This is a genomic window from Oleiphilus sp. HI0123, from assembly GCF_001635315.1.
Map to the genome: position 1 here is coordinate 1 of NZ_LWGE01001233.1, position 11,224 is coordinate 11,224.

Below are 11,224 nucleotides of genomic sequence, written 5' to 3' on the forward strand. Positions count from 1 at the left end.
ACTTCAGCGCAGCATTTGATTTCAATACATCACTGTATGCTTGAGACTTAGCATGCTCCGACACGCGATCAAATATTGTCTCACCGCTTAGAGATAAAGCATTAATATTCCTGCCAGATTCAGCAAACATTGCAATAAAACGCTGAAAGAAATCAGGAGTCATATGTTGGTAGGCTTGAATTAGTACGTGATAATCCGGATCGCTACCATCCAAAGGCTTTAAAGATAAAAACCCCTGAATTCGCTCATCACTCCACTGCTCATCTTCGACTTTCGGTTGACTTGGTCCACTCACGCTACGACACCTTCTAAATATTTGTTACAGACTAAAAGGCCGCCATTATAGCGAGCTAGTGCCTTCCAAGAAAGATACATTTTAGAAGTCCCAGTCAGACTCCTCACAAACCGGGTCAAACACGCTTATTTCGACCCGTCGATTCTTGGCCCGGTTCTCTGCGGTGTCATTAGGTGCCAAAGGATTTGTTTCTGCTCTGCCCGCTGCACTAACGCGGTTAGCATCTACTTTATTATTAAAAATAAGTTGATGGACGACACTCACAGCCCGTGCTGCAGACAAATCCCAATTTGAACGATAGCGCGCCGAGTTAACCGGCAAATTATCGGTATAACCCGAGACCGTTATTTCACCCTCGCAAGTAGCAAGTACTTCTTCTATTTTTTCAAGAATCGGGAACATTGCATCTTTTAGCTCTTCACTCCCTGATGGAAAAGTAGTCGCCTCAGAGAAACGCACAACCACTTTGTTGGAGTCATAACTTACAGATAAAGCATTAGAAAGGATTTCAGATTCCAGACTATCAACCAAACTCTCTGTGAGCTTATCGATACTCGGGTCTATTTGTGCCGCCTCGCTCTCTTTCTCTTCAGGCTCTTCCAACATCTCTATATCGGAGTCGCCAAAGTCTTCGAACTCTTTCTCCAATTCAGACTGCTCGTCTGTCGTCGCGGGTGGTGGGGGAATAGCGGGCGCTTCAGCAAAAATAATTGCGCCTCCCGCCTTATTTTCACCGGTCAAAGCCTCGATGCCAAATGATGAAGCCATAGCTATCGCCATCACTTCATATTTCTGAAGATCCATCTTGGAAAAGCTGAGTAGCAGAATAAAAAAAGTCAGCAGCAAAGACATTAAGTCCGCAAAGGTGACAATCCAGCCGGACGAACCACTTGCCTTAGGTTTTGGCCTAGGAATCGCCCTCATCGTACTTACCCTTCTGCCTTAACAATTTCACGCTGGGCAGGCGGTAAATAGCTAACCAGGACTTCGGTAATAACGCGAGGGTTCTGACCTTTCAGAATATTTTGAACACTGGTAATAACCAATGACATATTACGATGCTCATCCATTGCTTTTAGGTTTAATTTATCAGCCAAGGGAATCGCCACCACTTGCGCGATAAAGGCACCGTAGAAGGTGGTCAACAATGCCACCGCCATCGCTGGGCCAACTGAACTGGGGTCCGCCATATTATTCAACATCTGAACCAGGCCGACCAAGGTGCCCAACATACCTAGCCCTGGCGCTGTTTCTGCCACACCACGAAAGACCTTTTCGGCAGTATCATATCGCTCAATAGACTGTTCTAGCTCTTGAATCAATAGCTCTTCGATAAACTCGGAAGGGTGGCCATCTATACACAAGGCTATCCCCTTTGCCAAAAACTCATCTTCAATTTCAGCATTTTCTAAGCCAAGAATCCCTTCTTTTCGAACAATACCCGAAAGTTCCCGAACCTTCTCAATCAACATAACCGGGTTTTCAGTACGTTCAAGAAAAACAGTTGAAAAGGCAAGTTTGAAAGAAGTGGCCACTGACGTCAGGCGATATTTAACCAGGGTTATGGCTATCGTACCCACGACAACAATAACGAGCCCCGGCACGTTAACGAAATCCATAATGCTGGATTCAATTAAAATCGCGCCAATGACGATGACAAAGCCAAAAATCAGACCTATGAGGGTCGCTAAATCCATAAAATCAAAACCTATGTGCCAAGATTTGGCCGCATTGTTGACAATTCATTGTAGTCACGCTGAATAAGCAATATTCAGGCCGTTTTATTCTTATTACCTATCGGCCACTTGCAAGCCTTACTTTATAGCAAGCGCTCAGCTTTCTTCCCTAATCCTAGCCATGACCTCAGAGGTTTCGGGCAAAATGCCTCGCCAAACACGAAAAGCTTCTGCCGCCTGCCCGACCAACATCCCGAGACCATCAATTGTCTGGGATGCCCCTGCCTCTTCAGCCCACCGATTAAAGACAGTCTGCTCTGAGCCGTACATCATGTCGTAGGCAACCGTCGCAGCACCGATAATCGATTTCGAAATTGGTGGCAAGGAACCCGATAAACTGGCCGAGGTACCATTAATCACCAAGTCAAAAGCTTCGTTCAAGGCTTCAAAGCTCGAACTTTCAATACTCCCCTGATCTTGAAACAAGTCTACCAAAGCATCCGCTTTACTAACGGTTCTATTGGCCACCACAACCTTGCTTGGCTTTTCTTCAAGTATAGGCTGCAATACGCCTCTTACAGCACCACCTGCCCCTAAAATCAGTATTTTTTTTCCACTTAGGCTAATTCCATGCCCCTGAATGTCGGACACTAAACCCAAACCATCTGTATTGTCACCGCAAAGCAAGCCTTGCTCATCAAGGTACAAAGTATTTACAGCACCAGCCTTTTCAGCACCAAGGCTACGCTTGTCACACATGTCCCAAGCTTGCTCTTTGAAAGGCACGGTAACGTTAAGGCCTTTTCCTTCTGTCTGAGCAAAAAAGCCTTTGACCACTGATGTAAAATCATCGACTGGCGCTTCAATTTTATCGTAAGTAAGTGCCTGCTTCGTCTGCGTAGCAAACATGCTATGAATCAATGGAGACTTACTATGAGAAACGGGGTTCCCAACAACGGCATATTTATCTGACATGTATTTTTCCTTACTCCCTGAAGACTATCAGATCCAGTCCTGATGCGGCAAAAAGCGCTCGGTCAGTTCAGCTTCTCTTGAACCTGCTTTAGTCTGATAGTTGTAATCCCAACTGACCAGCGGAGGCATCGACATAAGTATCGACTCAGTGCGCCCTCCAGACTGGAGGCCAAATAGCGTACCGCGATCAAATACTAGATTAAACTCAACATAACGGCCACGACGATGCAATTGGAACTGTCGCTCCCTTTCGCCATACTCGCTATCTTTGCGCCGTTCGATGATCGGGCGATACGCCTTCACATAGGAATTGCCCACGGCCTGCATAAATTCGAAGCTCTTTTCGAAGCCCCATTCATTCAAGTCATCAAAGAATAAGCCGCCAACTCCGCGCGCTTCGTCCCGATGTTTCAGGTAAAAGTACTCATCGCACCACTTTTTATACTTAGGGTAAACCTCTTCACCAAAAGGCGCACAAGCTTCCGCTGCAACTTGATGCCATTGCTGGCAATCTTCTACAAAACCATAGTAAGGCGTTAAATCATAACCACCACCGAACCACCAAATGGGTTCAGCACCGTCCTTTTCCGCAATAAAGAAGCGAACATTGGCATGAGAGGTCGGTACATAGGGGTTATGAGGGTGCATAACCAAAGACACACCCATCGCCTGAAAGCGACGACCTGCCAACTCAGGTCTGGCACTAGTTGCCGAAGGCGGCAATGAGTCCCCGTAAACATGAGAGAAGTTAACACCCCCTTTCTCGAAAACAGCCCCATCTTTAATCACTCGAGTTCGACCACCGCCACCTTGAGGGCGCTCCCAGGCATCCTCTACAAAGCGCGCCTGACCATCACTTTGCTCCAGCCCTTCACAAATACTATCTTGCAAACCGAGCAAATAAGCTTTGACCTGTTCTAACATGCACTCACTCCTAATATTTATTCTGTATGCGCTGAGTTTATCCAACGCTAGACCCGTAGCGACTCTCCGCTTACCAGGTCTCTAATTTCTGAAGGTTTATCGAAGCCGCCAAGGCGGCCAGGCAGAAGATAATCAACTCTCCCCCTAAAGTAGTCTCGTGCTTCACGTAGGTTCATTGCCGGATGCTTGCCAGAAGGATTAGCCGAAGTAGACACCAGAGGTGCTCCGACTCGTCGACTAAGCTCAACAATTAAAGGGTGCGTACTAAGACGCAAGGCAACGCTTGAAAACCGCCCCTTGATATATGAAGGCACTCTGTTGGCTTCATCTGGCACCAACCAAGTAGTCGGCCTCGTAACCGGCGCTAGAAACTTACGCTGAAGTGCCTCGGGCAAATCCTTAAGTAAAACGTCAAAATAACAAGCCTCTCCTGAAACCAAGATCAAGCCTTTTTCAACGGGTCTGGTTTTCAAGTCCAGGATCTTATAAACGGCTTGCTTGTTGTCTGGATGACAAGCCAAGCCCCAAACCGCCTCGGTCGGATGTGCAATCACTCCACCACCCTTGAGAATATTAGCAGCAAACTGAACCTGCCATTCAGATAAACGACTTAGCGACACCCAAACCTCTCTTCCTATCGACGCTATTTACACTTCAAAAAGCACTTTAGACAAGTGACCATAATTATTGGGCTGAGTTTACTGATTTCACACGCTGATAGCCACCTGGCACATTAGAAATTAAACCTTTTAGCTCCAAGCTCACCAGGTTTTGCAATAGCACGCCAGCTTCCAGTTGGCTCTCGCTAGCTAGAACGTCAAAGGAGGTACACTGAAAATCAATCAGAGGTAATAGCTTTCCTTCATCGGGCAAAAGTTCATGTGACAACTGAGTTTCAGCTGCATGACCCTCAGCCTTGCCCACTATAGCGCTTGTACTGCGCCCAATCGGACTCTCACGCTTTGAGTTATTGGCGGAAGACGCTACCGTCATACAAGAGTCCCGACAAGGAAAAGCTAGAATATCCTCGACACATGTCACCAGCTGCGCTCCCTGTTTAATCAGATCGTTGCATCCGGCAGCCACTTCACTATCAATAGGCCCTGGAATGACATATACCTCCCGATTCTGTTCTATCGCATAATTCGCAGTGATTAATGATCCGCTTTTCAGGCCAGCTTCAACAATCAATGAACCCTGAGAAAGCCCCGAAATCAAACGATTTCGTCGCGGAAAATTTGCAGGCACAGGCAGAGACCCTAAAGCCATTTCCGACACCAGCACTCCTCGATCCATAATTTGCTCTGCTAGTTTTTGATTTTGCCTTGGGTAAACAAGATCTAAGCCCGTCCCCAAAACCGCACAGGTAATGCCACTTGCTTCCAAGGCTCCTCGATGGGCCAAAGTATCAACCCCCAAAGCCAAACCACTAACGACATTCTGGCCCTGAAGGCTCAACTCATAGGCAAAAGAATAGGCATGCTGTTTCCCGGCCATACTTGGTTTTCTGCTACCCACAACGGCTAAGGCAGGCAACAATAAAGACTCCAGACAGCCTTTCAGATAGATCATAGGCGGCGGACAAAATACTTCCTTTAATAAAGACGGATAGCCTGCATCCTCAATACTTAATATATGCTGTCGCGCAGGTTCCGACCACTCCATCAACGTCTCGGTCGAACGTGGAAGCGCCTGGGATAATGCAGCTTCATTAATGTTGACCAGGGCTCGTGCCATCACTGGTTTAAGACCGCTTGAGCATAAAGCCTCGTAGTCAGCTTTCGTAAGCGCGTCAACGCTCCCAAAGTGAGAATAAAGGTGATAAAAAGTCTTCAGGCCCAAGCCTTTGACTGCAGAAAGTTGTGCGATGTATTCGCAACTTGAAGAAATAGCCATACGATCATCCTTAATCGATTTATTAGCAGAATGCCCTATTCCGGGCCTAGGTATACTTTGCCAAGCAATCGCCCAACAAAAAAGGCAGCTTAATCCTTAAGCTGCCTTCAGTTTACTTTAATCTTTACAGCCTCGCTAATTCAAGGCTCAGGTTCAAATCAAGGCGTACGAACCTCGTCCATCACAGCAAGTGGGCGTGTTGCTTTCAAAACCAAGCCGTAGCTCAATTTCTCAAAGACTCTAAACACCATTAACAAACCTGCACGCTGTGAAGGTAACTCAATCTTTTCTTTGGTGTAAGGATCACGAACCAAGCCGCCTCTCTTGTATACTGCGAGTACATTACCTTCCTTAATACCATCACGCTCGCCGCGGTTGATAACAACAACATTATACTGACCAATATTACCAACACCTGAAGCCACAGAAATCATCTTGCCTCGAATATCATGCTCTGGCTTACTTGGCACAAAATTAGAGTTAATCATTCTATCTTCAGTCGGCAACAAGCGGTCACCTTGGCGCAATTCTTCACTGCTACGAAGAATATTCAGCGTCACAACTTCTTTGTTTACTTGATCAACATCTGCAGTGGCAATCGCTTTCGCTTCAAGCCCCAATAATTCATTCGTTTCGGGGTCAATATAAGTCTCGCTAGAACGATATACGGCTACTTTCTCAGCACCCTTAACGTCACCTCGAGCGAAGACCGTATCACCAGTCCCGGTGATCAGGTGATTCTCACGACCGATAAGCACGTAAGGCGCCATTTCCATCTCTTCTTTTTCAACAATTCGGTTCTGAGACAAGAAACTGGCTATTGCATCAAGTGGAATCGTCGGAATCGCAGCAGAAATTGGCGTTGCCTTAATTTGAGGACTGAGCTTAACCACGCCATTTTGAGGGCCTGCCTTCAAGGTAGTAAGTCGCGGTTGGCCATTAATATATATCAGACCAATAATATCACCAGGATAGATAAGGTGAGGATTCGAGACCTGAGGGTTCGCATGCCAGATTTCTGGCCATAGCCAAGGCGACTTCAAAAAGCGCTCTGAGATATCCCACAAGGTATCACCCTTTACGACAACGTAACGATCCGGGTGGTTGTCAGCCAATTCAGGGGATGCCAAGACGGATTGAACCAGCGCCAGGCTTGTCAATATTACGGAGATGAGTAACTTTCGGATCATGTGCTGCCTACATAATAAATTTATGTCTAAGATATAAGTGTGCGAAAAAAAGGCACGGTATCTAGAAAACTATAGATCAAGATTTAACAATTTGTACTNATTTCCTTTTCTATAAGATAATAGTAGCAGTGATATCGTGACACGCACCACAATTTAATACTAGTACAGCGCTAATAAACCAGCCATAACAGGATCCACATGTCGATTTTAGAAATTTTAGAATATCCAGACCCTCGCCTTCGTACTCTGGCCAAACCGGTCGAAGAGTTTGATGACAATCTGCAAACCCTTATCGATGACATGTTTGAGACCATGTATGATGCTCCCGGCATTGGTCTGGCAGCAACACAGATAGATCGCCACCTCCAATTAATAGTGATGGACCTGTCAGAAGATAAGAGCGAACCACTGGTATTTATTAACCCTAAAGTCACTGTTTTAGAGGGTGAGCTAGAAAAAATGCAAGAAGGCTGCCTGTCCGTTCCTGGCTTTTATGAAGATATTAGCCGAATCGAACATGTGCTGATCGAAGCGCTAGACCGACAAGGCAAAGAGTTTAGCCTAGAAGCAGAGGGGCTACTAGCCGTTTGCATCCAACACGAAATGGATCACTTAAACGGTAAACTCTTTGTTGACTATTTAAGCGGTTTAAAACGTAATCGTATCAAAAAGAAACTAGAGAAGATTCATCGCAGTCAGGAACGCGCTTAAAACGCCTTTTATCATATCTGTGCGATTTTTATTTACCCAATTTAAAAAAGTGATTTCAGTTTGAAGATTATCTTTGCCGGTACACCGGAGTTTGCAGCCAAAAGCCTCCAAGCCATTATTGACCAAAACCATGAGGTCATCGCCGTCTACACTCAGCCAGACCGTCCGGCAGGGCGTGGCAAGAAGCTCGTAAAAAGCGAGGTAAAACAGGTAGCTGAAGCGCATGGCATTCCAGTATTCCAACCTGAAAAGCTGACAAACCCCGAGGCCCAGACGGAACTAGCAGCGCTCAAGGCAGACCTAATGATTGTAGCGGCTTATGGCCTGCTCCTACCTAAAGCAGTGTTGGACATGCCCACTTTCGGCTGTATCAATATCCACGCGTCTTTACTTCCACGCTGGCGTGGCGCTGCGCCGATTCAGCGTGCAATTCAGGAGGGTGACCGTGAAACGGGCATTACCATCATGCAAATGGACGTAGGCTTAGATACCGGCGACATGCTACTCAAACTCAAAACCGATATCACTGACCAGGATACTGGCGGTAGCCTTCATGACCGGCTCGCTGAACAAGGAGCCAGCGCGATTTTGCAATATCTCGAACAGCGTGAAACATTAGCGGCTGAACCTCAAGATAACGAACTGGCGAATTACGCACATAAACTGAGTAAACAAGAAGCTTGCATTAACTGGCAAGATAGCGCCCAACAGATCTGTCGCAATATCCGAGCGTTCAACCCTTGGCCGGTATCGTTTCTGGAGTTTCTTGATGCAAAAGGGAAAGTTCAGCGTGTCCGTATCTTTGAAGCATCAGAAGTCGAAACAAACGATGACCGAGTAGCCGGTACTATTCTGGAAAAAACCAAAAACGGCATCATTATCCAGTGTGGCCAAGGCGCTATCAGCATTCAGCAACTCCAACTTCCGGGGGCAAAAGCCATGGACGTTCAATCTTTCGTGAACGGCGGTAAAGCGCTATTAAATGCGGGAGAGCAGCTGAATGTCAATCATGACAACTAGGTCTGGCGGACGCAGTCGTCGCCAATCACGAGCTAGACGCTCCAAGCAAAATATCCGACTTCCTAAGCTACCTGCAATAGAAAGCTTAAGCAGCGTCAGAGCGCTTGCCAGCCATCTTTTACACAGTGTCGCTTATGAACAAAAGTCACTGACTGCACTCATGCCCATCGCTGCTGAACAGGTGGCAGATAAAGACGGCGCCCTTCTTCAGGAAATTGTCTATGGAGCCTGTCGCTGGTACGAGTATTTGGCAAATAACCATAATCAGTTTTTGGAAACACCGCTCCAGCACGAAGATAAACTGGTTGAAAGCATTCTAAAAGTAGGGGCTTACCAACTCCTATTCATGCGCACACCCGCCCACGCTGCAATTAATGAAACTGTGCAAGCCGCTGCCGAGCTGGGAATAGAGCACTTTAAGCCTTTGATCAATGCAGTGCTTCGAAAAATATCCGCCCTGCCAGCGATCGAAGCAGGTGAAGCAACAAACGAAATCATTAATGCCAGCTACCCTGAGTGGATTAAAGAAAAGGTTAAACATAACTGGCCAGAAAAGTGGCAAGATATTCTTCGCCAGGGAAATGCACGCCCTCCGATGACACTGAGAGTTAATCGACAGTTCGCTGAAAGTGACGAACCAAGACAACACTACCTGGATTTACTAACGGAACAGGAAATTGAAGCGCAAACTTGCGCCTTCAGTTCTTTCGGCATCCAGTTGCTCAAACCGGTTCCCGTAGCCGCTTTACCCAAGTTTCGCGAGGGCGCAGCAAGCGTTCAGGATGAAGCAGCCCAACTATGTTGTGACTTACTGGAACTAGAAGAAGGCCATAAGGTACTCGATGCCTGTGCCGCACCAGGCGGAAAAACCTGTGCGATCCTGGAATCCCAAACAGGTATTCACCTGACGGCGCTAGACTCTGAAGCAAGTCGAGCCGCAAAGATCGATGAAAACCTTAAACGACTAAATTTACAGGCAGAACTTAAGGTATCACGCGCCGAAGAGCTTGAGCAGTGGTGGGACGGTAAGCATTTTGACCGAATCCTGCTCGATGCACCATGCAGCGCCAGCGCAGTCATTCGACGCCACCCTGACATCAAACTATTGCGCAAAGAAGGTGATATAAAAGCATTGGCTGAACTTCAACTTCAGCTACTTACAAGCTTGTGGAAAACACTCAAACCAGGCGGGATATTGGTATACGCAACCTGCTCTATCTTCCCACAAGAGAATAGCCGAATTATCGAGCGATTCTTAAGACAGCAAGATCAGGCCGAATTATTCAAGATCGATGCACCCTGGGGGCAAGATACCGGGTTTGGTCGTCAATTATTCCCTCAAGAAAACGGTCATGATGGTTTTTTCTACGCCCGTTTAAAAAAACGCGGAAGCGAAATACCCGAATAAGAAGCAAGATTTATCAGATTAACCGTGTTTAGGGGATGAAAAGAGTCATTTTACTGAATTGGCGATTGACCCTAAATTTTGTCGGTATATTATAGCCCACGGGTCAAATGACTGAATAAACCGGTGCGTAGATCAACCTTATGAAAATTATCATTATCGGTGCAGGGCAAGTAGGCGGAACGCTTGCTGAAAACCTCGCAAATGAAGAAAACGACATCACCGTCATTGATCACAATGGCGCTCGACTGCGTGAGCTTCAGGATCATTTAGACATACGCACAATTCACGGCCAGGGTGCTCACCCTAACATTCTTGCCCAGGCGGGCGCAGAAGATGCAGACATGCTGATTGCAGTTGCAAATAGTGATGAAGTTAATATGGCCGCCTGTCAGGTTGCTTATACACTATTTCAGACACCCACCAAAATCTGCCGGGTCAGAGCGACACCTTATTTAGCCAAGAAAGAGCTGTTTTCTAACAAAGCCTTTCCCATTGATGTACTCATCAGCCCCGAGCAGGTTGTTACCAAACATATTACCCGCTTATTGGAATATCCTGGCGCTTTACAAGCACTAGACCTGGCAAACGGTAAGGCCAGACTCGTTGCCATCAGAGCATGCCAGGGCGGCCCCTTGGTCGGTCATGCCTTATCCTTGATCCGACAGCACATGCCCACTATCGACACCCGAGTGGCAGCAATTTTCAGAAAAGGCCAACCAATCATTCCTTCTGGTAACACGGTGATTGAAGAAGATGATGAGGTTTTCTTTATTGCCGCGACCGACCATATTCGCGCGGTAATGAGCGAACTGCAGCCTTTGGAAAATAAGTACAAGCGAATTATTATCGCTGGTGGCGGTAACATTGGTTTTCGCTTAGCCAAGTACCTGGAACGTCGTTATCAAGTAAAAATCATTGAAAACCATCACGAGCGTTGCGTGGCACTTTCCGAGCAACTCGAAAAGGCCATTGTTCTGCATGGTAATGCCGCCAATAAAGACATGCTATTGGAAGAGAACATCGAAGATACTGATGTTTTCATCGCCGTGACCAATGATGATGAAGCAAACATCATGGCCTCGATGCTTGCCAAGCGCATTGGTGCTCGCAAGGTGATGGCCTTGATCAG

General features: G+C 46.7%; 12 protein-coding genes. 4 read left to right on the forward strand and 8 right to left on the reverse strand.

The genetic code is table 11. The features are described 5' to 3' along the window. The 8 genes from A3761_RS14220 to A3761_RS14255 all read right to left on the reverse strand — a co-directional run. The coding region (locus tag A3761_RS14220; RefSeq protein WP_068750387.1) for a PA4642 family protein at window positions 1-295 on the reverse strand (295 nt) is incomplete at its 3' end. Window positions 296-376: 81 nt separating this feature from the next. After that, window positions 377-1,219 (reverse strand): OmpA family protein, encoded by an 843-nt coding sequence (locus tag A3761_RS14225; protein ID WP_068512812.1) that lies wholly within the window; start codon window positions 1,217-1,219, stop codon window positions 377-379. A gap of 5 nt (window positions 1,220-1,224) precedes the next feature. Next, window positions 1,225-1,992 (reverse strand): MotA/TolQ/ExbB proton channel family protein, encoded by a 768-nt coding sequence (locus tag A3761_RS14230; protein WP_068553652.1) that lies wholly within the window; start codon window positions 1,990-1,992, stop codon window positions 1,225-1,227. Window positions 1,993-2,127: 135 nt separating this feature from the next. Next, complete coding sequence (aroE, locus tag A3761_RS14235) at window positions 2,128-2,946, reverse strand: shikimate dehydrogenase (RefSeq protein ID WP_068512817.1); 819 nt, start codon at window positions 2,944-2,946, stop codon at window positions 2,128-2,130. Between the two features lie 27 nt (window positions 2,947-2,973). Then, a complete protein-coding gene (gene hemF / locus A3761_RS14240; RefSeq protein ID WP_068512821.1) occupies window positions 2,974-3,870 on the reverse strand; it encodes an oxygen-dependent coproporphyrinogen oxidase in 897 nt (298 codons plus the stop codon). 47 nt (window positions 3,871-3,917) lie between these two features. Beyond that, complete coding sequence (locus A3761_RS14245) at window positions 3,918-4,490, reverse strand: L-threonylcarbamoyladenylate synthase (RefSeq protein WP_068512824.1); 573 nt, start codon at window positions 4,488-4,490, stop codon at window positions 3,918-3,920. 64 nt (window positions 4,491-4,554) lie between these two features. After that, window positions 4,555-5,766 (reverse strand): DNA-processing protein DprA, encoded by a 1,212-nt coding sequence (gene dprA / locus A3761_RS14250; RefSeq protein ID WP_068512827.1) that lies wholly within the window; start codon window positions 5,764-5,766, stop codon window positions 4,555-4,557. 158 nt (window positions 5,767-5,924) lie between these two features. Next, window positions 5,925-6,956, reverse strand: coding sequence for a LysM peptidoglycan-binding domain-containing protein (locus tag A3761_RS14255; RefSeq protein ID WP_231872321.1), 1,032 nt, complete (start codon window positions 6,954-6,956; stop codon window positions 5,925-5,927). Window positions 6,957-7,154: 198 nt separating this feature from the next. On the opposite strand from A3761_RS14255, the gene def reads away from it, so the two are divergent. The 4 genes from def to trkA form a co-directional block, all read left to right on the forward strand. After that, on the forward strand, window positions 7,155-7,667 hold the full coding sequence (gene def, locus A3761_RS14260) for a peptide deformylase (RefSeq protein WP_068508982.1): 513 nt from the start codon (window positions 7,155-7,157) through the stop codon (window positions 7,665-7,667). Window positions 7,668-7,727: 60 nt separating this feature from the next. After that, window positions 7,728-8,687: a methionyl-tRNA formyltransferase gene (fmt, locus tag A3761_RS14265; protein ID WP_068512830.1), complete on the forward strand. Its 960-nt coding sequence runs from the start codon at window positions 7,728-7,730 to the stop codon at window positions 8,685-8,687. Then, window positions 8,668-10,095, forward strand: a complete 1,428-nt coding sequence (gene rsmB, locus A3761_RS14270) for a 16S rRNA (cytosine(967)-C(5))-methyltransferase RsmB (RefSeq protein WP_231872320.1) — start codon at window positions 8,668-8,670, stop codon at window positions 10,093-10,095. The genes fmt and rsmB overlap by 20 nt, the downstream gene beginning before the upstream one ends. A gap of 140 nt (window positions 10,096-10,235) precedes the next feature. Continuing rightward, on the forward strand, window positions 10,236-11,224 hold a 989-nt coding region (gene trkA / locus A3761_RS14275), incomplete at its 3' end, for a Trk system potassium transporter TrkA (protein WP_068750389.1).

Excerpts from the sequence above, each read along its gene's own strand:
- A3761_RS14225 (WP_068512812.1), bottom strand. The coding sequence starts at position 1,219 with ATGAGGGCGATTCCTAGGCCAAAACCTAAGGCAAGTGGTTCGTCCGGC.
- A3761_RS14230 (WP_068553652.1), bottom strand. The coding sequence starts at position 1,992 with ATGGATTTAGCGACCCTCATAGGTCTGATTTTTGGCTTTGTCATCGTC.
- aroE (WP_068512817.1), bottom strand. The coding sequence starts at position 2,946 with ATGTCAGATAAATATGCCGTTGTTGGGAACCCCGTTTCTCATAGTAAG.
- hemF (WP_068512821.1), bottom strand. The coding sequence starts at position 3,870 with ATGTTAGAACAGGTCAAAGCTTATTTGCTCGGTTTGCAAGATAGTATT.
- dprA (WP_068512827.1), bottom strand. The coding sequence starts at position 5,766 with ATGGCTATTTCTTCAAGTTGCGAATACATCGCACAACTTTCTGCAGTC.
- A3761_RS14255 (WP_231872321.1), bottom strand. The coding sequence starts at position 6,956 with ATGATCCGAAAGTTACTCATCTCCGTAATATTGACAAGCCTGGCGCTG.
- def (WP_068508982.1), top strand. The coding sequence starts at position 7,155 with ATGTCGATTTTAGAAATTTTAGAATATCCAGACCCTCGCCTTCGTACT.
- rsmB (WP_231872320.1), top strand. The coding sequence starts at position 8,668 with ATGTCAATCATGACAACTAGGTCTGGCGGACGCAGTCGTCGCCAATCA.